This window comes from Embleya sp. NPDC055664, assembly GCF_053618075.1.
This window is the reverse complement of the sequence record NZ_JBSHGZ010000012.1, coordinates 49,808-75,901: the sequence shown is the minus strand read 5'-3', so window position 1 is coordinate 75,901 and position 26,094 is coordinate 49,808. Positions and strand designations below refer to the sequence as shown.

The 26,094-nt window shown below is 71.9% G+C and carries 24 protein-coding genes; 13 read left to right on the top strand and 11 right to left on the bottom strand.

Features of this window, described 5'->3' with window-relative positions; translation table 11 throughout:
- Positions 1-37: 37 nt before the first annotated feature.
- Both ACWGR4_RS21375 and ACWGR4_RS21370 read right to left on the bottom strand, forming a co-directional pair.
- The gene (locus ACWGR4_RS21375; RefSeq protein WP_380008269.1) at positions 38-739 is read right to left on the bottom strand and encodes a Type 1 glutamine amidotransferase-like domain-containing protein; all 702 of its coding nucleotides are present in this window, start codon (positions 737-739) and stop codon (positions 38-40) included.
- A gap of 75 nt (positions 740-814) precedes the next feature.
- Positions 815-1,531 (bottom strand): DNA alkylation repair protein, encoded by a 717-nt coding sequence (locus tag ACWGR4_RS21370; RefSeq protein WP_452131555.1) that lies wholly within the window; start codon positions 1,529-1,531, stop codon positions 815-817.
- 193 nt (positions 1,532-1,724) lie between these two features.
- On the opposite strand from ACWGR4_RS21370, the gene ACWGR4_RS21365 reads away from it, so the two are divergent.
- The gene (locus ACWGR4_RS21365) at positions 1,725-2,705 is read left to right on the top strand and encodes a zinc-binding dehydrogenase (protein WP_452131556.1); all 981 of its coding nucleotides are present in this window, start codon (positions 1,725-1,727) and stop codon (positions 2,703-2,705) included.
- 75 nt (positions 2,706-2,780) lie between these two features.
- Here ACWGR4_RS21365 and ACWGR4_RS21360 read toward each other — a convergent pair whose 3' ends face one another.
- On the bottom strand, positions 2,781-4,007 hold the full coding sequence (locus ACWGR4_RS21360) for an FAD-dependent monooxygenase (protein ID WP_452131557.1): 1,227 nt from the start codon (positions 4,005-4,007) through the stop codon (positions 2,781-2,783).
- 166 nt (positions 4,008-4,173) lie between these two features.
- Between ACWGR4_RS21360 and ACWGR4_RS21355 the strand changes: the two genes are divergently transcribed.
- A complete protein-coding gene (locus tag ACWGR4_RS21355) occupies positions 4,174-5,169 on the top strand; it encodes a DUF5996 family protein (protein WP_452131558.1) in 996 nt (331 codons plus the stop codon).
- Positions 5,170-5,182: 13 nt separating this feature from the next.
- On the opposite strand, the gene ACWGR4_RS21350 is transcribed toward ACWGR4_RS21355, so the two are convergent.
- On the bottom strand, positions 5,183-6,640 hold the full coding sequence (locus ACWGR4_RS21350) for an amino acid permease (RefSeq protein ID WP_452131559.1): 1,458 nt from the start codon (positions 6,638-6,640) through the stop codon (positions 5,183-5,185).
- Between the two features lie 129 nt (positions 6,641-6,769).
- Positions 6,770-7,552, bottom strand: a complete 783-nt coding sequence (locus ACWGR4_RS21345; protein WP_452131560.1) for an enoyl-CoA hydratase/isomerase family protein — start codon at positions 7,550-7,552, stop codon at positions 6,770-6,772.
- Positions 7,553-7,794: 242 nt separating this feature from the next.
- Between ACWGR4_RS21345 and ACWGR4_RS21340 the strand changes: the two genes are divergently transcribed.
- The gene (locus ACWGR4_RS21340) at positions 7,795-8,304 is read left to right on the top strand and encodes an inorganic diphosphatase (protein WP_380008247.1); all 510 of its coding nucleotides are present in this window, start codon (positions 7,795-7,797) and stop codon (positions 8,302-8,304) included.
- Between the two features lie 73 nt (positions 8,305-8,377).
- Here the strand turns inward: ACWGR4_RS21340 and ACWGR4_RS21335 are convergent, their stop codons facing one another.
- Together ACWGR4_RS21335 and ACWGR4_RS21330 are read right to left on the bottom strand one after the other, a co-directional pair.
- Positions 8,378-9,979 (bottom strand): amidohydrolase, encoded by a 1,602-nt coding sequence (locus ACWGR4_RS21335; protein ID WP_452131561.1) that lies wholly within the window; start codon positions 9,977-9,979, stop codon positions 8,378-8,380.
- Positions 9,976-11,520 (bottom strand): APC family permease, encoded by a 1,545-nt coding sequence (locus ACWGR4_RS21330; RefSeq protein WP_452131562.1) that lies wholly within the window; start codon positions 11,518-11,520, stop codon positions 9,976-9,978. The genes ACWGR4_RS21335 and ACWGR4_RS21330 overlap by 4 nt, the downstream gene beginning before the upstream one ends.
- 153 nt (positions 11,521-11,673) lie before the next feature.
- Between ACWGR4_RS21330 and ACWGR4_RS21325 the strand changes: the two genes are divergently transcribed.
- From ACWGR4_RS21325 to ACWGR4_RS21310, 4 genes are all read left to right on the top strand, one after another.
- Complete coding sequence (locus tag ACWGR4_RS21325) at positions 11,674-12,291, top strand: TetR/AcrR family transcriptional regulator C-terminal domain-containing protein (protein ID WP_452131563.1); 618 nt, start codon at positions 11,674-11,676, stop codon at positions 12,289-12,291.
- 149 nt (positions 12,292-12,440) lie between these two features.
- Positions 12,441-13,334, top strand: coding sequence for an urease subunit gamma (gene ureA / locus ACWGR4_RS21320; protein ID WP_452131564.1), 894 nt, complete (start codon positions 12,441-12,443; stop codon positions 13,332-13,334).
- Between the two features lie 17 nt (positions 13,335-13,351).
- Positions 13,352-15,025, top strand: a complete 1,674-nt coding sequence (locus ACWGR4_RS21315; protein ID WP_380008233.1) for an urease subunit alpha — start codon at positions 13,352-13,354, stop codon at positions 15,023-15,025.
- Positions 15,026-15,073: 48 nt separating this feature from the next.
- The gene (locus ACWGR4_RS21310; protein ID WP_380008230.1) at positions 15,074-16,108 is read left to right on the top strand and encodes an agmatine deiminase family protein; all 1,035 of its coding nucleotides are present in this window, start codon (positions 15,074-15,076) and stop codon (positions 16,106-16,108) included.
- A gap of 45 nt (positions 16,109-16,153) precedes the next feature.
- On the opposite strand, the gene ACWGR4_RS21305 is transcribed toward ACWGR4_RS21310, so the two are convergent.
- Together ACWGR4_RS21305 and ACWGR4_RS21300 are read right to left on the bottom strand one after the other, a co-directional pair.
- Positions 16,154-16,681 (bottom strand): hypothetical protein, encoded by a 528-nt coding sequence (locus ACWGR4_RS21305; RefSeq protein ID WP_452131565.1) that lies wholly within the window; start codon positions 16,679-16,681, stop codon positions 16,154-16,156.
- A 233-nt stretch (positions 16,682-16,914) separates the two neighbouring features.
- Positions 16,915-17,226 carry a 4a-hydroxytetrahydrobiopterin dehydratase gene (locus ACWGR4_RS21300; RefSeq protein WP_380008224.1) on the bottom strand — a complete coding sequence of 104 codons (312 nt, stop codon included), beginning with the start codon at positions 17,224-17,226 and terminating at the stop codon, positions 16,915-16,917.
- A gap of 179 nt (positions 17,227-17,405) precedes the next feature.
- Here ACWGR4_RS21300 and ACWGR4_RS21295 point away from each other — a divergent pair, with 179 nt between their 5' ends.
- Positions 17,406-18,044, top strand: a complete 639-nt coding sequence (locus ACWGR4_RS21295; protein ID WP_452131566.1) for a TetR/AcrR family transcriptional regulator — start codon at positions 17,406-17,408, stop codon at positions 18,042-18,044.
- Positions 18,045-18,362: 318 nt separating this feature from the next.
- Positions 18,363-18,848: a PASTA domain-containing protein gene (locus ACWGR4_RS21290; protein ID WP_452131567.1), complete on the top strand. Its 486-nt coding sequence runs from the start codon at positions 18,363-18,365 to the stop codon at positions 18,846-18,848.
- 22 nt (positions 18,849-18,870) lie between these two features.
- Here the strand turns inward: ACWGR4_RS21290 and ACWGR4_RS21285 are convergent, their stop codons facing one another.
- Positions 18,871-20,220, bottom strand: coding sequence for a TerD family protein (locus tag ACWGR4_RS21285; protein WP_452131568.1), 1,350 nt, complete (start codon positions 20,218-20,220; stop codon positions 18,871-18,873).
- 364 nt (positions 20,221-20,584) lie between these two features.
- A complete protein-coding gene (locus tag ACWGR4_RS21280; RefSeq protein ID WP_452131569.1) occupies positions 20,585-21,223 on the bottom strand; it encodes a TetR/AcrR family transcriptional regulator in 639 nt (212 codons plus the stop codon).
- A gap of 155 nt (positions 21,224-21,378) precedes the next feature.
- Between ACWGR4_RS21280 and ACWGR4_RS21275 the strand changes: the two genes are divergently transcribed.
- From ACWGR4_RS21275 to ACWGR4_RS21260, 4 genes are all read left to right on the top strand, one after another.
- Positions 21,379-22,038 carry an FMN-dependent NADH-azoreductase gene (locus ACWGR4_RS21275; RefSeq protein ID WP_380008209.1) on the top strand — a complete coding sequence of 220 codons (660 nt, stop codon included), beginning with the start codon at positions 21,379-21,381 and terminating at the stop codon, positions 22,036-22,038.
- The gene (locus ACWGR4_RS21270) at positions 22,038-22,358 is read left to right on the top strand and encodes a DMT family transporter (protein ID WP_380008206.1); all 321 of its coding nucleotides are present in this window, start codon (positions 22,038-22,040) and stop codon (positions 22,356-22,358) included. The genes ACWGR4_RS21275 and ACWGR4_RS21270 overlap by 1 nt, the downstream gene beginning before the upstream one ends.
- A gap of 176 nt (positions 22,359-22,534) precedes the next feature.
- Positions 22,535-23,371 carry an ABC transporter ATP-binding protein gene (locus ACWGR4_RS21265; RefSeq protein ID WP_452131570.1) on the top strand — a complete coding sequence of 279 codons (837 nt, stop codon included), beginning with the start codon at positions 22,535-22,537 and terminating at the stop codon, positions 23,369-23,371.
- A 9-nt stretch (positions 23,372-23,380) separates the two neighbouring features.
- Positions 23,381-25,945 (top strand): ABC transporter permease, encoded by a 2,565-nt coding sequence (locus ACWGR4_RS21260; RefSeq protein ID WP_452131571.1) that lies wholly within the window; start codon positions 23,381-23,383, stop codon positions 25,943-25,945.
- The last annotated feature ends 149 nt before the right edge of the window (positions 25,946-26,094 follow it).

The following is a 26,094-nucleotide window of genomic DNA, read 5'->3' as shown; positions in this document are numbered from 1 at the left end:
TGAAAGTCACCCACCGGATGAATGGTAAGTATCCAGGTCAGAGCCCGACCATCGGCAGCTCCGACTCGCGGACGCCGCTCGGACCCGCCTCGACGCGGTACGCCCGCGCCCGGGGGAGTTCGGTCACGAACCGGTACGGCTCGCCATCGACGAGGTGGATCGCCGCGCCGTCGTCCAGCGCGTAGCCGGGTGCGAGGGTGCCCGCCGCCACCGCCGCGTGGTAGGCCGGGCGGCGGCCGGGTTCGCCGTCGTAGTGCGGACACACGCTGCCCCGGGCCCAGCCGAGGCCGTCCGCGAGCGGGCGCAGCCGAGGCCCGTAGGAGTCGGTGATCCCGCCCTCGAACCAGCACAGCGCGCCCGCGCTCAGCCCGCACACCACCAGGTCGCGCCGGGCGGCGCGGGCGCAGAGCGCGGCGTCGAGGCCGTGCAGGCGCCACAGCGCGAGCAGGTTGAGGGTGGAGCCGCCGCCGACGTAGATCACGTCCGACGCGTCCAGTACGTCGGCGAGTTCGGTGTCGGTGCGCTTGAACAGGCTCAGGTGGTCGAGCGAACAGTCCCAGGAGGCGAACGCGCCGCGAAACCGCTCGACGTAGCTGTCGGCGTCGCCGGAGGCGGTCGGTACGAAGCACACGTTGGGGCGGGCGCGGCCGGTCAGGTCGAGGACGTAGCGGTCCAGCGCCGTGGCCCCGTCGTTCATCGAGAATCCGCCGCCGCCCATGGCCACCAGGTGTGTCGTCATCGGCTCATCCTGCCGCGTGCGCACGGCCCGCGACGAGGCATTTTCCACCGGTACGGGCGCGGGCCGACGCGCCGATCACCCGGCCCGCAGCCGGGCGGCGTCCGCCTCGGGGAGCCGGCGCACCGCCTCGCGGAACGTCACCCCGGACATCCGGGACCGGTGCGCCTCGGTCCAGGCGATCACGTAGGCCGGATCCCGCCTGGAGATCTCCCGAAGCACCCAGCCGATCGCCTTCCGGACGAAGAACTCCTTCTCGTCCAGCATCGAATCCGCGTAGCGGTCGAACCGGACCAGGTCGGGCGCGCCGGCCCGGATGCCGGGCAGCAGGGCGAGCAGCGCCGAACGGCGAACCCAGAAGTCGGCGTCGAGGGCCCAGGCGTCGGCGGTGCCGAAGTCGGCGGGCGTACGGCTCATCAGCGGACCCGCGACCTTGTCCGCGAGCATGTCCACGTACACCCAGCCGGCCGCCTCCCGGATCAGCCGCTCGATCGGCGGCAGGTCGGCGCGGGTGAGCACGCGCAGGTGGATCCGCAGCAGTTCGATCGCCGCGAAGCGGCTCTCGTGCAGCCGCCGGGCCCACAACGCCTCGACCCAGGCGAGCAGTTCGGCCCGGGTCGGCGCGGGCCGGGCACGCGTCGCGGCGGTCACCGTCTTGCGCAGCACCGGCACCGTGACGCCGAGGAAGTCGAGATCGCTCTTGAGATACGCCTTCTCGGCCTCGGCGCGTGCCGGTGTGCCGAGCGCCGCGAGGTCGGCGAGCAGGGCCGTGGTGGCTTCGTCGGGATCGAACATGGGCCCACCGTAGGCGGTGTGCGTCACGGTGCGCGGATGCGCGCGGTGGGCCGGTTCGCTTGACATGAAGTCGGCTTGAAGTTCGAGAATTCTCGCATTGCGATCGGGGGGAATGCGTCCCGGTCCGGTCCCCGTTGGCCCCGTCGGCACCGGCCCGTCCCGAATGGGCCGGCACAGAACCCAGGAGTGCACGATGCGCGCGATGCGATTGAACGAGTTCGGTCCGGCCGAGAACCTTCGCTTCGAGGAGGTGGCGACGCCGGAGCCGGGCCCCGGCGAGGTCCGCATCGCGGTCGCCGCGGCCGGGGTCCACCTGGTCGACGTGATGCTGCGCACGGGGCGGGTGGAAGGGCCGTTCCCGGAGCCGGAGTTGCCCACCACACTCGGCCGCGAGGTGGCCGGCACGGTGGATGCGGTCGGTGCCGGGGTGGATCCGACCCTGGTCGGTCGCCGCGTGGTGGCGCACCTGGGCAACCGGGGCGGCGGCTACGCGGAGTTCGCGATCGTCGATGATCAGGCCCTGCTGCCCCTGCCCGACGACCTCCCGGCCGAGGTCGCGGTGGCGATGGTCGGCACCGGGCGCACCGCGATGGGCATCCTGGAGGTGGCCGCGATCGGCGCCGACGACGTGGTGCTGGTCACCGCCGCGGCGGGCGGCCTGGGCACGCTGCTGGTCCAGGCCGCGCACCGACTCGGCGCGGTGGTGATCGGGGCGGCCGGGGGGCCCGCCAAGGTCGAGGCGGTGGCGAAGACCGGCGTCGACCTCGCGGTGGACTACAACACCCCCGACTGGGCCGAACGGGTGCGCGAGGGCCTCGGCGGGAGGCCGGTGACGGTGCTGCTGGAGAGCGTCGGCGGCGAGATCGGCCGCACCGGGCTCGACCTGGTCGGCCGCGGCGGTCGTGTGGTGACCTATGGCTGGTCCTCGGGCGCGGCCATCGCCGACCTGGACGAGGTCGCCGCGGCGGCCGGGGTGAGCGTGGAGAACCCGCTGGGTCCGCGCATGATGAACCGTCCGGGCGGGATCAAGGCCCTCGCCGAGCAGGCGCTGGCCGCCGCCGCGGCGGGCGAACTCACCCCGGCGATCACCACGTTCCCGCTGGCCGAGGCCGCCGCCGCACACACCGCGCTGAGCGACCGGCAGACCGTCGGGAAGGTCGTGCTGATCCCCTGACGCCGCTCGATCGGCGAACGGCCGCCCCCGCCGCAGGCCCGCCGTTCGAGCGGCGGGCCCTCGCGGTGGTGCGGATCAGCCCGATGTGTCCCGGTTCGCCGCGCCGATCTCCCGCTCCAACGCCGCGAGTTCCGCCTGCTCGTCGGGCGTGATCACCGCGTCGAGATCGGCGAACCCCTCGGGCTCGCGCTCGTGCGCGAGCGTGAGCAGGAGGCCCGGGCCGGGTGCACGATTCGCCGCCTGGAGCGCCGTCGTCACCGGTCGGCGCCGCTCCTCGTACCGGGCGAGCGCGTCGATCGGGTCCGCGTGTGCGGCCAATTCGTGCGCGAGCACCGCCGCGTCCAGGATCGCCTGCGCCGCGCCGTGGGCGCCCCTGGGGAAGGTCGCGTGCGCGGCGTCGCCGAGCAGGGTCACCCGCCCGTCCGACCAACTCGGCAGCGGCTCGCGGTCGATCAGCGGGTACTCGTACGCCACGTCCGCGTCGGCGATCACCGCCGGCACGTCCAGCCAGTCGAACTCCCAGTCGGCGAAATAGCCCACCACCGTGTCCGGTTCGGCCGGCCGCCGCCAGTCGCCGCGCTCGGGCGGCGGACCGACCGACGGGCGCTCGGCGACCCAGTTCAGCAGCGCGGGCCGCTCCCCCTCGGCCGCCCGCAGCGGGTGCGCGACGAAGGTCTGCACGCCGTCCCCGGCGACGATCGTGGTGTGGCCGGTGAGCAGGTCCGGCGCGGGCGAGATCCCGCGCCACTGCACCCGGCCGTGCCAGGACGGCGGCCCCTCGCCGGGATACATCAGCGCCCGCCCGGCCGAGTCGATCCCGTCGGCCGCGATCAGCACGTCGGCCTCGTCGGTGACGATGTTCCCGTCCCGGTCGGTCAGTTCGACCGTGACCCCGGCCGCGGTCTGCGCGTATCCGCTCAGCCGCAGGCCGGTGCGCAGCGACTCGGCGCCCAGCCAGGCCAGTTGGGCGCGCACCAGGAGCATCTGCAACTCGCCGCGATGGACCGACAGGTGTGGCCAGGCGTGCCCGGCGGCCAGGCCGCGCGGCTCGGTGTGGATCCGGCCGCCGAGACGGTCGTGGTGGACCAGTTCGGTGGTGGCCACCGAGATCTCGGCGAGGTCGTCGTACAGGCCCAGCGCGGCCAGTTCGCGAACGGCGGGTGGTGGCAGGTCGATCCCGACGCCGTGCGGGCGGATCTCCTCGACCGCCTCGTACACGGTCACGTCGGCGATACCCGCCGCGTGCAGACTCAGGGCGGTGGCCAGCCCACCGATGCCGGCTCCGGCGACGACAACGCGCACGAGTGCCCCTGTACAGGTGGAAGGGATGTTGTCGCACGCAGGGTACGCGTCGACCGCACTCGCCCGTTCGGGGGGTGTCGCCGAACCGTGTCGCGCGTCGTGCGCGCGGGCCCGGACGGCGGAGCATAACGGGACGCACGGGCCGCAAGGCGGCGAGAATCGGTACATGGCCATCGCTTCGAGCAACCGCGCGAACCCCTCCGGATCCCCCGAACCCCGTCCCGACCTGCCCGAACTCCCTTATGCGGCATGGGAGGACACCCTGGACACACTGCACCTGTTCGCGCAGATCGTGGGCAAGGTGAAGTTGGCCGCGAGCCATCCGCAGAATCACTGGTGGAACATCACCTTCACGGTCGACGCCCGCGGCCTGACCACCCGCCGGTTGAACGTGGTCGGGATCGCGTTCGACATCGCGTTCGACTTCATCGACCACCGCGTGGTCTTTCGTACCGATCGCGGCGAGGTGCGCGAGATCGCGCTCGTGGACGGGCTGAGCGTGGCCGCGTTCGACCTCGCCGTCCACGGCGTGCTCGCCGACCTCGGGATCGACGTACCGCTGCTGGAGAAACCCTTCGGGGTGCCGCACCTGACCACGCCGTTTCGCGAGGACACCGGGCACTGCACCTATCAGGCCGAGTACGCGCAGCGGTTCTGGCGCGTCCTGACCTGGTCGGCGGACGTGTTCGAGGAGTTCATGGGTTGGTTCGACGGCAAGAGCTCGCCGGTCCAGCTGTTCTGGCACTCCTTCGACCTTGCGCTCACCCGCTTCTCCGGCAAGCGGGTCGATCCGCCGATGAGCGGGGTCGACCCGGTCACCGCCGAGGCGTACTCGCACGAGGTGATCTCGTTCGGCTTCTGGGCGGGCGACCCGACCGTCACCTATCCCGCCTACTACTCGTATGCCGCGCCCAAACCGGACGGTGTCGAACGGCAACCACTGTCCCCGCGCGAGGCGGTCTGGCTGCCGGACGGTTCGCGCTCCACGTTGGAATACGACGTGGTCCGCCTGGCCGAGGACCCGCGCCGCACCCTGCTCGGCTACCTCCAGTCCAACTTCGCCGCGAGCGCGACCCTGGCCGGCTGGCCGACCGACGAACTGCGCTCCAACTGGTGCCCCACCAGCGAGCACCTGCGGGCGCTGGCGCGGGCCGGGCTGTGAGCGGCGGGCCGGCTCAGAAGCGGCCCCCGGCCCGCCTGCGCAGATCGCGCCGCCGCGCCTCGCGGACCAGGGCGAAGCCGAGGACCACGGCCACCACCACGACCGAGGACAACAGCTGTGGCCGGGCGTCGGCGTCGAACAACATCAGGATCGACACCGCCGCGAGCGCGAGCATCACGAACCAGGTCAGATACGGAAAGCCCCACATCCGGACGATCAGCCGCTCCGGATCCTCACGCTCCATCCGCCGGCGCAACACCAGCTGCGCGGCGGCGATGGCGAACCAGACGAAGAGCAACATCGCGCCGACCGAGTTCAGCAGGTGCTTGAACACCTGCTCGGGCCACCACACGTTGAGCAGCGCGGCGAGGAAGCCGAACGCCGAGGAGGCCAGCACCGCCGTCCGCGGCACCCCGTTGCCGGCGAGCCGGGACAACCCGCGCGGACCCTCGCCGCGCCGGGACAGCGAGAAGGCCATTCGGGACGCGCCGTACAACATCGAGTTCAGCGCGGACAGCAGTGCGGTGAACACCACGACGTCCATCACGTGGGCCGCGCCCGGGATGCCGATGTCCTCCAGGACGGACACGTACGGGCTGCCCAGCCGGTCCGAGTCCCACGGGAGCAGCGTGGCGATGACCGCCACCGAGCCGATGTAGAACAGCAGGATGCGCCAGACCGCCGTGCGCACCGCGCGGGCCACGTTGCGGGTGGGGTCGTCCGACTCGGCGGCGGCGATGGTGACGATCTCCAGGCCGCCGAAGGAGAAGGCGACCGCGAGCAGGCCGGCGATCACCCCGTCCCAGCCGTTGGGCAGGAAGCCGCCGTTGCCGGTGAGGTTGTCGAGCCCCGGGGGATCGGTGTCCGGCAGCCATCCCACGATGGCCAGCACACCCAGCACCAGGAAGCCGACGATGGCCGAGACCTTGACCGTCGCGAACCAGAACTCGGTCTCGCCGAAGGACCGCACCGTGAGCAGGTTCGCGCCGGTGAACACCAGCATGATCACCAGCGAGAAGACCCAGATCGGTACACCCGGCACCCACCCGTGCGCGATCGCCGCCGCTCCCGACGCCTCGACGGCGAGCACGATGGTGACCATCCACCAGTACAGCCAGCCGACGGTGAAACCGGCCCACCGCCCGAACGCGGCTCCGGCGTATTCGGAGAACGAGCCGCTGCGCGGGACGGCCGCGGCCATCTCGCCGAGCATCCGCATCACCAGCAACACCAGCACCGAGGCCAGCGCGTAGGAGATCAGGATGCCGGGGCCGGCGGTGTGGATGCCGGCGCCGGTGCCGACGAACAGGCCCGCGCCGATCGCGCCGCCGAGCGCGAGCATGGTCATGTGGCGGGGCTTGAGGGCGTGGCCGAGGTGATGGGTACCGGCGGGGGCGGGTGGGGCGGCCTGGCCTGCGGTGTTCGTGGTGCCTGTGGTTCCCGAGGTGTCCGGGGTGTCTGGGTTGCTCATGGTTGGCGCTGATCCTGGGGACGGGAACGGGCGTGCGGACGGTCAGTATGGCCTAGCCCACATCGTTCCCGGCAAACCCGGACAACCCCTCGATGTTCGAGCGCCCGTCTCGGCCTCGGCGTTGCCCCCTCACGCCTCCCGGGCGTCGATCGCGGCGAAGTCGGGCTCGCGGCGCTCGGCGAAGGCGGTCAGCGCCTCGATGTTGGCGGGGCTGCCGAGCAGTCGGCCGAAGGCCGCGTCCTCGCGGCGGCGGGCCCGGGCGATCGTGTCCCCGAGGCCGTCCAGGACGGTGCGCTTGGCCTCGATCAGCGACGGGATCGACTTGGCGGCCAGGATCCGGGCGTGCCGCATGGTCACCGCCATCAGCTCGTCGGCCGGACAGACCTTGAATACCAGACCCATCTCCAGGCACTCCGCGGCGCTCAGCCACTCGCTGCTCAGCAGCGCCCACATCGCGTTCTGCCGGCCGATCAGCTGCGGGAAGGTCGCGCTGCTGCCCGCCTCCGGGGCGACCGCGAGTGAGGTGAACGGGCACTTGAGCCGGGCGGTGTCGGCCATGAAGGCGAGATCGGCGAAGCCCAGGACGGTCGCCCCGATGCCGAGCCCGAGTCCGTTGACCGCGACCAGGAACGGCTTGGGGAACGCCTGGATGTGATCGACCATGCCGCCGAAGCCGTGTCGGCCCTTGATCTTGGTGCCGCTGTTGAGCTGCGCCATCTCGATCAGGTCGGTCCCCGCCGAGAAGGCCCGACCCGCGCCGGTGAGCACCACGACGGCCACCGCGGGGTCGGCGGCGGCCTCGATGAGCGCGTCGGCGGTCGCGTCGTACAGCGCCTCGTTGAACGCGTTCAGCGCCTCGGGACGGTCGAGGGTGAGGGTCCGGACGCGGTCGGCGTCCTCGATCCGGATCACGGGTGCTCCTGGTGACGGGGTGGGGTGGATGCGGTCTCGGGTTCGATGGACAGGAAACCTTACTTAGTTGACCGAGTCAAGTGTCTCGGCGATCGGGTGGTCGCGGCACTTCGAATGGGTCGGTTGTCCCGTGCTTCACGTGCGTAACGGCCCGGTGACGTGGGAAAGTCCTCGGACGGTACGTCGGGAATACGGAATGCCGCGCATATCGGGTCTTGATCCATAGCCGCTAAGGAGCCGTCGTGGAGTTCGACGTCGTTGTGGAAATTCCTGCGGGCAGTCGGAACAAGTACGAGATGGATCGCCGCACGGGACGCGTCAGGCTCGACCGCATGTTGTTCACGTCCACCGCCTATCCCGCCGACTACGGCTTCGTACATCGCACCCTGGGCGGCGACGGCGGCCCGCTCGACGTGCTGGTGCTGCTGGATGAACCGACCTTCCCGGGCTGTGTGATTCGTTGTCGCACGGTCGGGATGTTCGTGATGAGCGACGAGAACGGTCCGGACGAGAAGGTGTTGTGTGTACCCGCCCGCGATCCGCGGCGGCACGCGATACAGGACATCGCCGATGTGCCGGCCTTCCAATTGAACGAGATCGCGCACTTCTTCGAGGTGTACAAGGACCTCGAACGCGGCAAATCGGTGGAGGGTTCGCACTGGGAGGGGCGGGACGCCGCGGAGAAGGAGATCGTGGCGGCGTATGAGCGGCGCGAACTGGACGCGGGGGAGTGGCCGTTCGAGGGGCGGTGAGGGCGCGGACGAGCCGGCCCGACCGGGGACGGTCGGGCCGGGTCGGGTCGGCCGCGTGGGGTGCTTCGAGGGGCTACGCCCGGTGTACGACGCGGCCCGCGACCACCGTCGCGGTGACGGGGAGTTCCGGTAGGTCGTCGGGTGGGCAGGTCAGCGGGTCGCCGCCGAATACGGTCAGGTCGGCCCGGCAGCCGACGGCGATCCGGCCGGCCACTCTCTCCTCGCCCGCCGCGTAGGCCGCCTGCGTGGTGTAGCCGGCCAGGGCCTGGCGGGCGGTGAGGCCGGCCGAGGCCCCGTACGCGACGCGGTCGATCTCGCCCGCCGGGCGCCGCAGTTGGGCACCGGCCAGGGTGCGCCGCGGGTCGAACGCGGCGACCGGCCAGTCCGAGCCGAGCGCGACGTGCCCGCCGGCGGCCAGGATGTCCGCGCAGCGCCAGGCCCGGGCGGCCCGCTCCGGGCCCACCCGGCGCGACCAGTTGTCGGAGTGGTCCGGCAACGACCAGTCCATGTGCGTCGGTTGCATCGACGCCACCACGTCAAGCGCGGCGAAGCGCGGTACGTCGGCGTCGCTCAACACCTCGGCGTGCTCGATGCGATGCCGGGTGCCGAACGGCGCGGTGTGCTCGGCGTATACGTCCAGGGCGCGGGCCACCGCCCGGTCGCCGATCGCGTGTGTCCAGGCCGGCAGGCCCGCGTGGGCGGCGATGGCGACCGCCTCGGCGTAGCGGTCGAAGTCCTTCCACTGGGAGCGGTGCGACTGGCCGCAGCAGTCCGGCTCGTGCAGCCACGCGCCGCCGCCGTCGATCGCACCGTCGGCGAAGAACTTGATCGCGGCGAGCCTGACCAGCCCGTCCGGCCTGCCGAGGGACCGCAGTTCGCCGATCCGCCGGGCCAGGTTGTCCACCTCGCCCGGCGGACACCACGGCGCGAGGTGTACCCGCATGCTCAACCGCCGCTCGGCGTCGAGGCCCGCGAGCGTGTCGACCGTGCCCGGTGCGTCGTCCAGGATGTGTACGCCGGTGACCCCGTGTCGGTTCTGCTCGGCGAACAATTCCTCGACCCGGGACAGGATTTCGCCGCGCGGCATCGGCGGCACCGCGCGATGGCCCAGGAAGCACGCGGTCATCTCGTGCAACTCGCCGGTCGGACCGCGCTCGTCGCACACGATTTCGCTCCGGTCCGCGAACTCGCGCGGCCCGGTCAGCCCGGCCAGGCGCAGCGCGGCCGTGCTCAGCAGCGCGGTGTGGCTGTCCGCCATCCAGACGAACGCGGGCCGACCGGCCACGGCGGCGTCGATCAGGTCGCGGTGGATGGCCCGACCGGCGAACGCCGCGTACTCGCCGCCGAAACCGACCACCCAGTCGTGCGGACCGCACGGCGCGGCCTGTTCGGCGAGGCGGCGCTGCACCTCGGCCAGGGTGACGGCGCCGACCAGGTCGGCCCCGCGGGTGCTGCCGGCGCCCATCACGGAGTGCTGGTGACAATCCGTCAGGCCGGGAGTGACGGTGTGTCCGGTCGCCTCGACCACCTCGGTACGCGGGCCGATCAGCGCCCGGGCGTCGGCACCGAGCGCGACGATCACCCCGTTCCGGACGGCGATCGCGTCCGTGACCGGTCGGTCCCGATCCATGGTCAGTACGTGCGCGTCCGGGACGACGAGGTCGGCGGTGGTCATACGGTGCTCTCCACGGGGGTCGAGGGTTGGGGGTCGGTGCCGCCGTCGGCGAAGCTCGCGCTGATCCGCACCCTGTCCTGGGGGCGCTTGATCAGCAGGTACAGCACGCCGGTGCCGAGCACGCCGGCGATGCCGATGACGGCGGCCCACACCTGGTAGGCGGGGGCGTCCGGCGGCGCGAGGATCCTGCGCGGCCAGGCGATGTTGACGAATTCGAAGGCCAGCCAGGCGACGGCGAGCACATTCAGCGGGGTGCCCCACCGGCCGAGCCGGACCAGTCCCGCGGGCGTCCAGGTGCCGCGCAGTCGGGCGATCAGCGCGGCCACCGCGATCAGCAGGAACTGGAGATAGATGGCGGCGCTGCCGAAGGTGATCAGACTGCCGATCGCGGAGCTGTCCAGCGCGAGCAGCAGGGCCGAGCAGCTGATCGCGGAGGTGATCAGCAGCGCGCCCACCGGGGCCTGGCGCCGGTTGATCTTTCGCAGTGCGCGGGAGGCGGGCAGTACGTCGTCGCGGGAGACCGAGTACACCGCGCGGGCGGCGGACGCCTGGGAGGCGAGCGCGCACGCGATGAAGGCGATGATCACCACCACGACGAAGGGTTTGGCCGACCACGAGCCGAACGAGTTCACCACCGCGGTGGTGACCGGGTCCAAGTCCTCGCCGTGCACCACCTTGGCCGGGTCGGGATGGGCCAACTGCACGGCGACGGCGTTGAGTACGACCAGGCCGCCGACGCTGGTCAGCGTCCACCAGATCGCGCGGGGCACCTGCCGGGCGGCGTCCCTGGTCTCCTCGGAGGAGGCCACGCACGCGTCGAAGCCGATGAACGCCCAGCCGCCGACCGCGAGCACGGTGAGCAGGGCCGAGGGGGTCGAGCCCCCGGACAGTGCCTGCGCGCCCATCGTCTCGGTGAGGATGCCGAACCCGTTCTCCCGGAAGAGCAGCAGTAGCGCCAGACCCACGCCGAGTGAGGCCACCGCCTCGGCCGCGATGCCGGCGGCGAGGACGAGGCGCAGTACGTCGATGCCGAGCACGTTGACGGCGGTACAGCAGAGCAGGAAGATCGCGGCCACCGCGACGATTCGGCCGGGCGTGGGCTCGGCATCGAACAGGGCGAAGAACCAGGGTGCGCCGAGATAGACGATCGTGGTGTTGGCGAACACCACCGCGCACAGCGCCACCCATCCGGCGAGCCACGCGTAGGTGGGTCCGAGCAGGCGACGGGCCCACTGATAGGCGCCGCCGGCGATCGGATACTGCGAGGCCAGCTCGGAGTACACGCACATCAGCAGCGCCTGGCCGAGCAGCGCCACCAGGAGCACCCACACCCAGGCGGGGCCGGCGACGGTGGCGCCGACCTGGACGACGGCGTACAGGCCCACCACGGGGGAGACCGTCGCGAAGCCGATGGCGAGGTTGCCCAGCACGCCGAGACCGCGCTTGAGCTCCTGCTCGTAGCCCAGCTCGCCGAGCCGTGCGGCGTCGCGGTCGGGCGCCTTGCCGGTGGGGGTCGGTGGGCGAGAAGTGCCGTGGTTCATCGGGACCTCGCAACGGGAGCGAATAAAACTTACTTAGTTAGTTTGAGGACCATAGCTTCCGGCCGGGTGCAGGGGAAGAGGTCGATTCCGGCTAGGTTGGCGACGCGGAGTGACCGACGACGGCGCTCGCGAACGGCACGAGGTGAGCGCACGATGGGTCGACCCAACCGCCCCAAACTCGATCGGGAACTGATCGCCCGTGCGGCGGTGGATCTCGTCGACGAACACGGCATGGGCGCGCTCACCATGCGGGCGCTGGCCGGCCGGTTGGACGTGCGGGGGCCGTCGCTGTACAACCACGTGTCGTCGAAGGAGGAACTGCTCGACGCGATCACCGTGGTGATCACGAGGGAGATAGACCGCGCCCCGCTGGACGACCCGGACTGGCGGGTCGGCATCACCGCCTTCGCTCGCGGCTACCGCGCCGCGTACCTGCGCCACCCCGACGCGCTCCCGGTGATCGCCCGCCGACCGGTGTCCACGGAGCAGGCCCTGTCGGCCTACGACGCCGTCGCCCGCACGCTGATCCGGATCGGCCTCCCCGCGGCGGAGGCGGCCGAATTCTCGGCGGCGCTCGACTACCTCGTGGTCGGGTCGGTGATCGAGACGTACGAGGAGGGCTTCACCCGGCCGGCCGAGGAGTACGGGGCCGAGTACCCGTCACTGGCCCGTTCCCTGGCCGCCGGCGACCGCGACACCCTCAACACCCGCGGCTTCGACACGGGCCTGCGACTCCTCTTGGACGGCCTGGCCGCCCGCCTGGGGAACTGACCCCGCGGGCCGCCGGTCGTTGCGGCCGGGGTGGGGGGCCGTGGTGTCGGGGCGGGAGCCGTGGCGTCGGCGTCGGGCGCGGGGCGTTGACACCGTTGTATTGAATGCCGTTCAATCTGGATTGAACGGCATTCAATACGGAGGTTCGTATGCGGCTGACGCCCACCGAGCGGGATCGGTTGCTGATCTTCACAGCCGCCGAGTTGGCCCGGGCGCGGCGTGCCCGGGGGCTGCTTTTGAACGTGCCCGAGGCAGCCGCGTTGATCGCGGACACGGTGTGTGAGGCGGCTCGGGACGGGGCGCGGCTCGCCGACGCCATCGAGGCCGGGCGGTCGGTGCTCGGTGTCGCCGACGTGTTGCCCGGGGTGGTGGACGTGTTGGCCGACGTCAAGGTCGAGGCGGTGTTCGACGACGCGACGCGACTGGCCGTGGTGACCGACCCGTTTCGCTCCGGCGAGGGTCGGCCGGTCGGTGCGGGTGAGGTGCACTGTCACGGGCACGGTTCGCGCTCGGGGGCGGTCGCGGCGCCGGTGTCCGGGCCCGGCTCGTTGGGGGACGACGCGCCGGGGGCGGTGATTCCCGGTGGGCCCGCGGTCGACCCGTACGTGGACGCCGACTTGGTCTTCGTGCCGGTGACCAATACGTCCGAGGTGCCGATCAGCGTCACCTCGCACTTCCACTTCTTCGAGACCAACCCGCGCCTGCGCTTCGACCGGGCGGTGGGGTACGGCCGTCGGTTGGCCATCCCGGCCGGTTCCACCGTGCGGTTCGATCCGGGCGCGACGGTCGAGGTACGGCTGGTGCCGATCGCCGGCGCGCGGGTCGCGATCGGCTTCGCGGGGCTGGTGGACGGGCCGTTGGACGCGCCGGGTGCGCGTGAGGAGGCGCTGCGTCGGGCGCACGCGTGCGGGTATCTGGGTGCGGAGCCTGTCGGCGGCGCGGCTTCGGGCTCCGGGTTGGATCCGGCGGCGGGTTCCGGGGATGCGGCGGGCTCCGATGTGACGTGGGGTTTCGGCGACGGTGGGGAGCGGGGTGCGCTGTGAGTGGCGGTGGTGATGTGATGGATCCGCGTGACTACGCGTCCACGTACGGGCCGCGGGCCGGGGATCGGATGCGGCTCGGGGATTCCGGGCTGGTGATCGAGATCGAGCACGACTCGGCGCTGCCGGGTGACGAGTTTCTCGCGGGCTTCGGCAAGACCGCCCGGGACGGGCTGCATCTGCGGGCGATTCCGGTGCGCGACACCTGCGACGTGGTGATCTCCAACGTCGTGGTGATCGATGCGATCCAGGGCATTCGCAAGGTTTCGATCGGCATTCGCGAGGGGCGGATCGCCTCGATCGGGCGGGCCGGCAACCCGGACACCCAGGACGGCGTCGAGGTGGTCGTCGGCACCGGCACCACGATCGTCAGCGGCGAGGGGCTGATCGCCACCGCCGGCGCGATCGACACGCACGTGCACCTGCTTTCGCCGCGGATCATGGAGGCGTCGCTGGCCTCCGGGGTGACCACGCTGGTCGGCCAGGAGTTCGGGCCGGTCTGGGGTGTCGGGGTGAACTCGCCGTGGGCGCTGCGGAACGCGTTCGCGGCGTTCGATGCCTGGCCGGTCAACATCGCCTTCCTGGCCCGCGGTTCGTCGTCGGGTCGGGGGCCGCTGGACGAGGCGTTGATCGAGGGCGGGGCGTCCGGCTTCAAGGTGCACGAGGACATGGGCGCGCACGCCCGAGCCCTGGACACCGCGTTGCGGGTGGCCGAAGACCACGACGTACAGGTCGCGTTGCACACCGACGGCCTCAACGAGTGCCTGTCCGTGGACGACACGCTCTCCGTGCTGGACGGGCGCACGATCCACGCGTACCACATCGAGGGTTGCGGCGGCGGCCACGTGCCGAACGTGATGCGGATGGCCGGGGTGGCCAACGTGATCGGCTCTTCGACCAACCCGACGCTGCCCTTCGGGCGGGACGCGCTCGGCGAGCACTTCGGCATGATCGTCTCCGCGCACGGGCTCAAGACCGACCTGCCGGGCGACGCCGCGATGGCCCGGGACCGCATTCGGGCCGGGACGATGGGCGCCGAGGACGTACTGCACGACCTCGGGGTCATCCCGATCACCTCGTCGGACGCGCAGGGCATGGGGCGTGCGGGGGAGACCGTGCGGCGGACGTTCGCGATGGCCGGGAAGATGAAGCTGGAGCGCGGCGCCGAGCACGAACGGCACGACAACGCACGGGTCATGCGCTATATCGCCAAGCTCACCATCAACCCGGCGATCGCGCACGGCCTCGCGCACGAGGTCGGCTCGATCGAGGTGGGCAAGATGGCCGACATCGTGTTGTGGCAGCCGCAATGGTTCGGCGCGAAGCCGCAGTTGGTGCTCAAGAGCGGATTCCCGGCGTACGGCGTGGTGGGCGATCCGAACGCCTCCACCGACAACTGCGAACCGCTGGTCCTGGGCCCGCAGTTCGGCGCGCACGGGGCGGCGCCGGCCGAGTTGTCGGTGGCGTTCACCTCGCAGGCCGCGGCGGCCACGGGCGGCGACCTGATGCCGACCCGGCGGCGCCGGGTGGGCGTACGGGGCACTCGGGGAATCGGCCCCGCGGCGATGATCCACAACAACCGCCTGGCGGAGGTCCGGGTCGCCGCGGACACCGGTCTGGTGACGATGGACGGCGAGCCCGTGATGTCGGAGGCCGCCGAATCGGTGTCGTTGAACCGGCTGTATTTCCTGTAGCGGTCGTAGGTCCCGTGGTTCCCGACGAAGGACGAAAGAAGCAATGACATGACGAACACCCCCGTCGCCGACGGCTTTTCGATGCCGGCGGAGTGGGTGCCGCACGAGCGCACCTGGATGGCCTGGCCCAGCCGCAACGAGACCTTCGCCGAGGAGGACCTGCACACCGCGCGCGCCGCGTGGGGCCGGGTGGCCGCGACGATCGCCCGCTACGAGCCGGTCACGCTGATCACCGACCTCGGTGAGTCGGACACCGTGGCGCGCTATGTCGACCGGCCGCTGACCGTGCTGGAGAAGCCGCTCGACGACGCGTGGATGCGCGACATCGGGCCGACCTTCCTGACCGACGGGCGAGGTGGCATTGCCGCCGCCGACTGGGTGTTCAACGGGTGGGGCGCCCAGGAGTGGGCCTCGTGGGAGCACGACCGGCACATCGCGGAGCATGTGATCGAGGCGGCCGGCGTACGTCGTTACGCGTCGCGGATGGTCAACGAGGGTGGCGGCATCCACGTCGACGGCGAGGGAACGGTGCTGATCACCGAGACCGTGCAACTCGACGAGGGCCGCAACCCCGGGTGGACCAGGGAGCAGGTCGAGGCCGAGCTGAAGGCGTTCCTCGGGGTGCGGAAGGTGATTTGGCTGCCGCGCGGACTCACCCGCGACTACGGCCTGTACGGCACCCGGGGCCACATCGACATCGTCGCGTCGTTCGCCCGACCGGGCTTGGTCCTCGTGCACGTGCAGCCCGATCCGGCGCACCCGGACCACGAGGTGGGCAAGGAGAACGCGGCTCTGCTGCGCGCGGCCACCGATGCGAAGGGGCGTTCGCTCGAGGTGGTCGAGATCCCGGCGCCGACGGTGCTCGAAGCCCACGACGACTGGGTCGACTTCAGCTACATCAACCACTATGTGGCCAACGGCGCGGTGATCCTGTGCGCGTTCGACGACCCGCGGGACGAGGAGAACGCCGCGACCTTCGGCAAGCTGTTCCCGGGCCGCGCCATCGAACTCGTGGACGCCCGCGACATCTTCGCCAACGGCGGCGGCATCCACTGCATCACGCAGCAGCAGCCGAGGGCCTGACGGGCACTGCGGCGAGCGTCCGGTCGGCGCGTGGCCGGCCGGCGGTCAGTGCCGTGGCCGCGCTGGTGTGTTGCCGGGGGCGGCTGCGGGTTCGTCCGAAGTGGTGGGCGGTTCGGTCGGCTTCGGGGGCGGGGTGGTGGTGGAGTGGCCGCGCTCGCCGGCGCCGAATGCGGCGAGGGCGAGCAGGAGTATGGCCAGGGCGACGGTGGTGACGGTCGGTATGTACCAGCCGGCGTCGGTCGCGGGTTCGGTGAGCGCGGCCAGCGTTGCTATCCCGCCCGCGTAGAGGAGGGCGCCCGCGAAGGCGGGTATGCCGCGCCGACCGGCGCCGGCGGCGACCGCGCCCGCGATCAGCGCGAGCACCAGCAGCAGGCCGGACAGGCCGATCAGGGACGGCCCGAAGTCGTCCCCGGTGCAGCCGCGTTGTCCGAAGTCGTCGCACGAGCCCAGGGCGGCGGCGCGGATCGCGTACGTCCCGATCAGCCAGCCAGCCGAGGTCGCTCCGGCGAACGGGAGGAGCCACCCGCGAAGGGTGGCCGGGACGGGGTGGGACGCCGGTGCGTCGGTGCTCATGGTCGGAGGCTAGGCGGCGTGCGGGACGCGCGGATGAACGGCCAGGAAGCGTGGAGTGAAGGCTGCGTGGCCCGGCGGGCGGGCGGACCGGGTGGGGCAGGGAAGGGACCGGGACAGGGCAGGGACGGGGCGGGATCGGACCGGAATGGAGCGGTTCGGGGCGCCGGGCCCGCCGTGGTGGGTCGACCCCGGCCCCTCGGCCCTCGGCCTCCCGCCCCCGCCGGGCGGTCGGGTCAGGTCTTGAGCGTCGCGCCGTGTGCGGCTGCGAAGGCGGCGATTCGGGTGGCGAAATCCGTGTCGGCGGCCGTGATTCGGTCGCCGGCGTCGTGGGTGGTCAGGGCGAAGGTCAGGGTGCCGTAGAGGATGGTGATCCGGGCGTGGTGGTTCGCCTGGTCCTCGGCGGCGGCGACGGTCGCGTAGAAGGCGGGTACATCGGCGCGGGCGCAGGCGTACGTCGCGGTCAGTTCGTCGTCGGCGACCTGCCAGCCCGGGAGGTCGGCGAGGGCCTTGGTCAGTTCGGCGTCGGTGAGCGGCTGGGGTGCCACGGTGGGTCCTCTCGTCGGACGTGGGCGCGGACGCCGGGATCGCGGACCGGGAACCGGCTCCGGTCGCGTCACCGGCTCCCGCCAGTATGGCGGCGTCGGTTCGCCGGGCGCGGTATTGAACGACGTTCTAACATGGCGGCAGGCGAGGTCCGCCGTCGAACGAACCAGGGGTGCTGAGCATGGCGGGGACACGGCGCAAACGGCTGGAGCAGCCCAGGGAGGTGGTGCTCCAGGCCGCGATGGGCGCGATCGCCGAGCACGGGCTGGCGCAGCTGACCATGGCGGGCCTGGGCAAACGGATCGGGATCAGCGGCGGCCATGTCGCCTACTACTTCGGGTCCAAGGAACAACTCCTGGTCGAGACGCTGCGCTGGAGCGAACAGGGATTCGCCGAGCGGCGACGGGCCCTGCTGGGTGCGACCGAGGTGCCGCGCGCCGAGCGGCTGGCCGGCTACATCGACCTGTACCTGCCCGACGAGCGCGCCGACCCGCGCTGGACGTTGTGGCTGGAGGTGTGGACGCGCTCCCTGGCCGACCCGGACGTGCTGGCCGCGAGCGTGGAGATCGAGGGCCCGTGGATCGCCGATCTGCGGGCGATGATCGCGCCGCACCCGGATCCCGACGGGTACGTGTTGCGCCTGCACGCGCTGCTCGACGGGCTGGCCACGCGAATCGTGATCGGCGCGCCCGGGCCGTCCCGGGCCGAGATGGTTCGGCAGGCGACCGGGTTCGCGGTACGCGAGGCGGGCGTCGAGCCGGGGGCCGAGCCGGGCGACGATCCGGGGGCGGATGCCCGGACGAACCACACGGACAGGTGATCGGCGGCCGAATTCCTCCCGTTCGGCGCGGACCGGTCGCATCGTGGACGGATGAAGTGGTGGCAGAACCCGAAGCTGCTCGCGGTGCTCGGCACGGTGCTGGCCGTGCTGGTGGCCGTGGGTCCGGCTCATCGCGACGGGCCGGCCGCGACCGGTCCGGCGTCGGGCGAGGGGGCCCCGGTCGGCGCGGTGGCGGAGGCGTCTCCTTCGGCGTCCCCTTTGACGCCCCCTTCGGCGCCCCCTCGGGCGTCCCCGAGTACCCCGGCGGTTTCGAGCCGAGCGGCGTCCGCGAGTCCTCGGGCGACGAAGCTGTCGTCCGTGCCGAGGAATGTGCTGCCCGATCTGGTCGGCGCGGACCTGCAGGAGGCGTGGGACGGTGCGCGCAGGGCCGGCTACCGGTTCGTCACCTCGCACGACGCGAGCGGGCGGGGGCGGCGGCAGTTCATTTTCAGCAGTTGGAAGGTGTGCGACCAAAGTCCCGATCCGGGGCCGCTGGACAAGGGACTCCGGGTCGAGTTGGGCGTGGTCCGGCACGACGAGAAGTGCCCCACCGGCGCGGCGCCGACCGCCGAGCCCAAGGTGGTCGACGGCCGGATGCCGAACCTGGTCGGGCGCAGCGTCATCGTCGTCCGGCGCGGCCTGCGCGGTGACGCCCACGTCGACGTGGACGACCTCGGCGGCGGGCGACCGGTGCTGATCGAGACGCACTGGGTCGTCTGTACCCAGCGACCGGCCGAAGGGCAGCCGGTGCCGGACACGGTGGGGGTGGGCGTGGTGAAGTACGGGGAACGCTGCCCGAGTTGAGGCCCGGACGGGCCGCCGTCGGTCACAGCTCCAGCGCCTCGCGGGCCGGGTCCACCAGCTTGCGTACGGTGCGGCCGTCGGCGAATCGGCCCAGCGCGGTCATCGTCCAGATCGGCCCCTCGCGGACCAGCTTGCACATCAGCACACCCGTGCGCGGTTCGGAGCCGGACAACTCGAAGCGCACCAGTTCGGTGTCGGTGGTGTCGTCGACCAGGCGGCAGAAGGCGCGCGAGACCTCGGTGAACTTCTGGCCCAGGAACGAGTTCACGGTGAAGACGAGGCCGGTGACGTGCGGGGGGAGTGCGTCGAGGCGGACCACGATCGACTCGTCGTCGCCCTCGCCCTCGCCGGTCAGGTTGTCGCCGGTGTGCTTGATCGCGCCGCCCAGGCCGGACAGTTTCATGAACCAGACCGCGACCACCTTCCGGCCGTGCGCGTCGAAGGCGATGCAGGAGGCGTCCAGGTCGATGCTGCCGCCGGACTTGGCCGGGTCCCAGCCCAGTCCCATGCGCACCCGGGTCAGCGGCGGTGCGCCGGTCTTGACCAACGACACCGACTGGTCCTTGCGCAGGCTGACGCGGCCCTTGTCGAGGTTGATCGGGGTGTCGGTGCGGGTGCGGGTGCCGGTGCCGGTGGGCAGGGGGGCGGTACGGGCCTCGACGGGGGCCGGCGGCGGGGGCGGCGGGGGCGGCGTCGTCACCGGGCGGCGGGGGATCGGCGGCGGGATCGGCGCGGGCCTGGGCGGCTCGTGAGGAAGCAGCGGGGCGACCGGCGCGGTCGGGGCGTCGTCGTACGCCGGGGGCTCGGGGCGGGTGGGCGGCGCCGGCTGCGGGCGGGTGGGCGGCGGCGGGGCCGGGTCGTCGTCGACGGAGACGCCGAAGTCGGTGGCGATGCCCGCAAGTCCATTGGCGTATCCCTGGCCGACCGCGCGCACCTTCCACACGCCGCCGCGCCGGTACAGCTCGAGCAGCACCAGCGCGGTCTCGCGGCCCAGGCCGCTCGGGGTGAACGTGACCAGCGCCTCGCCGGACGGGTCGCGCACGGTCGCGGTGGGCGGGGTGGTGCCGCCGAAGGTGACCGGTGCGCCCGGGCCGCCGTCCAGGCTCAGCGTCACCATGATCGTCTGTACGTCGGCCTGCACCGCGGCGGTGTCCACGTGCACCGCGGCCGGTCGACCGGGGCCGGCCGCCAGATACCGGACACCGGGTCCGTTCGGCTGGTTGTAGAAGACGAAGTCGGCGTCGGAGCGCACCTTTCCGGTCCCGGCGAGCAGCAGCGCCGATACGTCCACCGGCGCCGCGAAGGCGACCTCCACCACCACGGCGGCCACCGCCAGCGGGCAGTTGCCGCCCTTCGAGAGCGTCACCGACATGCGCACCCCTCCGCTTCACGGACCCCACCGGACCGGCCGGTACGACATTACCGACGCGGGCCCTCCACCGCAGCGAACCAGCCACGGCCCCCAACGCCAACCGCAACCCCGGGCGTTCGATCCCCAACCACCCCCGACACCTACCGCCCGCCCACCCTCCGGCGCCCACCACCCCGAACCACCTGCGGCGCTCACCACCCACACCCACCGGTCCCCACAACCCGTTCACCGGCCGCCCGCTCACCCGCAGCCCCTCAACCACCGGCGCCACCGTCCGCTCACCCCCGCCCACCTCACGCCCCGGGCTCCCCCACCAGCCGCCGCCCAAGCACGTCGACACCGGATCGGGCGCGGATTCACCCGGCTACGTCGCCGCCGACCCCTCCCCCGGAGCCGCCCGCAACATCGCGTCCGCCAAGGCCGCCAGTGTCGCCTTGATCCGCGCGGGTTCGATGTGCTGGTCGCGCTGGCGGCGGTACAGCTCCGGGGCCAGTGGGGCGAGAAGCACGTCGGCGAGGGTTGTCGGGTCTGCGGTGCCCGCGGCCAGGATCCGTACGTGCGTGTGCCAGAACGCGTATGCGCCGGTCCGGTAGCGGGCGCTGCCGGTTTCGGCGCCCAGGAGCAGGTGTACGTGCCGCTCCAGGAGGTCGACCATCGCCGCGTAGAAGGCCGCCAGGCGGGCCGCCGGGTCCGGCTCGTCCGGGCCCAACGGCGGTGCGCCGCGCAGGATTTCGTGTTGCAGCGCACGCTCGTGTTCGTCGAGGAGGGCGCGGGCGATGGAGGCCCGGTCCGGATAGCGGCGGTAGAGCGTGCCGCGGCCGATGCCGGCCGCCCTTGCGATGTCCTCCATCGTGACCTCGGCCGGATCGCCGGTCGCGAACAACTCCTCGGCCGCGGCCAGCACACGGGCCCGGTTGCGGGCGGCGTCCGCACGTTCCCGTGGCGGCGCCGCACCGTCCGCGGCGACCGGGAGACCGGTGAGCAAGTCGGTGCGTTTCGTCATGATCCCCACCCTAACCAGCAAGTGGACGCCGCGTCCATTTATTCGAGGCGGTGCGAGGGGCGGTGCGATCGGTTAAGTGGACGGCATGTCCGCTTGCCTGTTACGGTCTCCCCAATGAAGCGGACAGTCCGTCCACTTAGACCTCGGGAGTAACCATGCCTCGCCTGCTCCACCTCGACTCCAGCGCCCGCGCCGACTCGTTCTCGCGGACCCTGGGCGCCGCCTTCGCCGACGCCTGGCGCGGCGCGCGGTCGGACGCCGAGTACACCTACCGGGATCTCACCGCGCGGCCGGTCCCGCCGATCGACCAGGCATGGACCGAGATCTGCGACACGATGTTGCGCGAGGGAATCACCGCGATCGCCGACTACCCGCAGGCCGTGCGTACGCCCGAGCAGCGCAAGGCATGGGCCACGGTCGAGCCGCTGTTGGCCGAACTGGTCGCCGCGGATGTCGTGTTGATCGGCGCGCCGATGTACAACTTCGGCGTTTCCGCGCAGCTCAAGGCGTGGATCGACCAGGTCACCTTCCCGAAGATGTCGCTCGCGCCGCGTCGTTTCGTGGTCGCCTCCGCCCGCGGTGGGTCCTACCTGCCGGGGACCCCCCGGGCGCCGTTCGACCACCAGACGCGTTATCTCCTGGACTTCTTCACCGGGCACTACGCCGTCACGGACGCGATCGTGCTCGGTACCGAACTGACCAACTCGCTCGTCGACCCGGCGCTGGCCGAGCGGCTCGAGCAGCACCGTTCCTCGCACGCGGAGGCGCTGGAGCGCGCCGCGGAGCTGGGACGCTCACTCGTGGAGGGGTACTGATGGCCTGGTTGATCCTGCTCGCGGCGGGCCTCGTCGAGGTCGTGTGGTCGCAGAGCATCAAGCCGACCGAGGGGTTCACCAAACCGCTGCCGACGGTGATCTGCTTCCTGCTCGGCGCGACGGCGGTGTATCTGCTGTCGGTGGCCATGCGGGACCTGCCGGTGGGCACCGCGTACGCCGCGTTCACCGGGATCGGCACCGTCGGCGCGATCACCCTCGGCATCACGATCCAGCACGACGCGCTGAGCGCGGGACGGATTGCGGCGCTGGTGCTGATCGTGGGCGGGTTGGTGCTGGCCCGGCTGACGTCGACGGCGTGAGGGCGGGCGACTGTTCGACGGCGGACGTCCCGTTGACGACAGACCGTTCGACAACAAAGGAAATTCTGGATGCAACTTTAGTGACAGCGGTGGCCACGTTCGCGGCTATCGGGCGCAACCGCCCGGGGCGAAAGCTGGGGAGGTAGTCAGGACCCCCACCGCAAGGAGCACCCCGCATGTCTCCCGGAAACCGCCGGCGCCCCCCGACCCCGACCTCCCCGTCGGGTGGGCCCGCCGAACCCGACGCGTACCGGCGCATCGATCACGAGGATCGGGCCAAGGGCAATGCGGCCGGTTGCCGGGCGCTGAGCAAGTGGTACGGCGAGGGCGAGACCCGCGTGGTCGCGCTCGACGAGGTCGACGTGGCGATCGGCCGCGGCCGGTTCACCGCGATCATGGGCCCGTCCGGGTCGGGCAAGTCCACCCTCATGCACTGCCTGGCCGGCCTCGACTCGGTGACCTCCGGCCACAGCTGGATCGGGGACACCGAGATCACCGGGCTCAAGGACCGGGACCTGACCCGGCTGCGGCGGGACCAGATCGGCTTCATCTTCCAGGCGTTCAACCTGCTGCCCACGCTCACCGCGCTGGAGAACATCACGCTCCCGATGGACATCGCGGGGGTCAAGCCCGACCCGGCCTGGCTCGACACCGTCATCGAGACCGTCGGCCTGCGCGACCGGCTCAAGCACCGACCGAGCGAGTTGTCCGGCGGCCAGCAGCAACGTGTCGCGTGCGCCCGCGCGCTGGCGAGCAAACCGCAGATCATCTTCGGCGACGAGCCGACCGGCAACCTCGACTCGCGCTCCGGCGCCGAGGTGTTGGGCTTCCTCCGCAGCAGTGTCTACGACCTGGGCCAGACCATCGTGATGGTCACCCACGACCCGAACGCGGCCTCCTACGCGGACCGGGTGTTGTTCCTGGCCGACGGTCGGGTCGTGGACGAGATGTTGTCGCCGACCTCCGACACGGTGCTCGCGCGCATGCAGCGCTTCGCCCGCTCCGCGAACTGAGGCGTCGACATGCTCAAGGCGACGCTCCGCAGCTTCCTGGCCCACAAGGCGCGCATGGTCCTGTCCGCGCTGGCGATCCTGCTCTCGGTCGCGTTCGTGGCCGGCACGCTGATGTTCACGGACACGATCAGCAAGACGTTTCACGACCTCTCGCGCACCGCCGCGGCCGATGTCACGGTCAAGCCGAAGAAGGAGTTCCGGGAGGACCGGCTCGGCAAGAGCGGCCAGCAGCCGACCGTGCCCGACTCGATCGTGGCCGCCGCCCGTTCGGTGCCGGGCGTGGCCGACGCGCATCCCGACATCACGGTCACCAACGTGATCGTGGTCGACGGGAAGGGCAAGAAGGTCGGGCTGACCTCGGATCCCCAGGTGCAGGCCGCCGACTGGTTCCCCACCAAGCAGTCCCCCGTCGTGCTCAAGCGCGGGAAGGCGCCGCAGGGTCCCGGCGAGGTGATCCTGGACAGCGACTCGGCCGACCACAACAAGGTGCGGTTGGGCGACAAGGTGCACGTGGTCGCCGCGCCCGGCGCGTTCGACGCGACCGTGGTCGGCCTGGCCGACTTCAAGACCATCAACCCGGGCACGACCATGCTGTTCCTGGATGGCGCCGCCGCCCGTGATCGGCTGCTCGGCAAGCCGGGCATGGTGACGTCGGTGTCGCTGACCGCCGAGTCCGGCGTGGACCAGAAGGAGCTGAAGGCGCGGGTCGTCGCCAAGCTGGGCGGGGACGTCGACGTCAGGACCCGCGCGGAGGAGGCCGACGCCTCCTCGGCCGACCTGGGCCAAGCGCTCGACGTGGTCAAGTACGCGCTGCTCGGCTTCGCCGGTGTCTCGCTCCTGGTCGGCACGTTCCTGATCTTCAACACTTTCTCGATGCTGGTCGCCCAGCGCACGCGCGAGTTGGGCCTGATGCGCGCGATCGGCGCCAGTCGGGCCGACGTGAACCGCTCCGTGCTGGTGGAGGCGACGCTGCTCGCGGTGGTCGGCTCCACGCTGGGCCTGCTCGGCGGACTCGGCTTGGCCCAGGGCCTGTTGATGCTGATGAAGTCGCTCGGGGTCGACCTCAAGGGCGCCCCGCTGGTGATCAAATCCGCGACGCCGATCATCGCCTACACGGTGGGGGTCGTGGTGACCCTGGTCGCCGCCTACCTGCCCGCGCGCCGGGCGGCCCGGGTCAGCCCGATGGCGGCGCTGCGCGAGGCCGGCGCGCCGCCCGCGAAGTCGCTGCGCGGGCGCGCCGTCGGCGGCACCGCGGTCACCGCGCTCGGCGCGATCGGCCTGGCGGTCGGCGCCTCCGCGACCAAGCTGGACGCGGCGCACGGGCTCGCCCTGGCCGTTGGCCTGGTCGGCACCCTGGTCGGCTTCATCGTGCTCGGGCCGGTGCTGGCCCGCGCGGTGATCCCGTGGCTGGCCGGGGCGTTCCCGCGCCTGTTCGGCACGGTCGGCCGGCTCAGCCGGGAAAACGCGCTGCGCAATCCGCGCCGCACCGGCGCCACCGCCGCCGCGCTGATGATCGGCGTGGCGCTGGTCGCCTCGCTGTCCGTGGTGGCCACGTCGATGAAGGACTCGGTCGGCAAGCAGATCGACCAGCGCCTGGGCGCCGACTACACCCTGGAAAGCGACGGCGGGCTCAACTTCACGCACGACGTGGCGGAGACGGTGCGCAAGGTGTCCGGCGTGAGCAATGTGGTGCGCCAGCGCGAGACCGAAGCGAAGGTGCTGTTCAACGGATCGTCCGAGACCATCACGGTGACCGGAGCCGATCCGGGCATCGACGCGATGCTGAAGCAGAAGTACACCGCCGGCACCGCGCCCGACGGGCTCGCCCCGGGTCGGATCGCGCTGCCCAAGTCCTATGTGAAGAAGCACGACCTGGGCGTCGGCGGCACGGTGACGCTGCGCACACCCAACGGCCGGACCGCCGAGTTGCGCGTCGGCGCGGTGATCAACGACGAGGGCATCGGCCTCGCGAGCGCCGGCTCCGGCGTGGTCGGCCTGGACACGCTGGCCAAGCTCGTCCCGGACCTGCTCGACTCGGTGATCATGGCCAACGTCGCCGACGGGGCGAAGAGTTCGACCGTGCGGGCCGCGCTGGAGACCGCGCTCAAGCCCTACCCACAGGTGAAACTGCGCGATCAGGCCGACTACAAGCAGACCGTGCAGGATCAGACCAACATCGTTCTGCGGCTCGTCTACGGCCTGCTCGGGTTGGCGATCATCATCGCGATCCTGGGGGTGGTGAACACCCTGGCGCTGTCCGTGATCGAGCGCACGCGCGAGATCGGACTGCTGCGGGCGATCGGCATGTCGCGGATCCAGCTGAGGCGGATGATCCGCCTGGAGTCGGCGGTGATCGCGGTGTTCGGCGCGGTCCTGGGGCTGGCGCTCGGGGTGGGCTGGGGTGTCGCGGCGCAGCGCATGCTCGCCGCGCAGGGCCTCGACGTGCTGACCATCCCGTGGGGGACGATCGCCGCGGTGGTCGTCGGCGCCGGGGTCGTCGGCCTGCTCGCCGCCCTGCTGCCCGCGCTGCGGGCCTCGCGGATGAACGTGTTGGCCGCGATCTCCACGGAATGACCACCGGCCGATGATCGACGGTCCCATGACCCGCCGCGGGGGGGGGGGCCCCCCCCGCCCCCCCCCCCCGGCCCCCGGCGGGGGGCCCGCGCCCCCCGCCGGGTTACGGGGACAGGGGTGGAAACCCGCCCCGGGGGGGGGGACGCCCA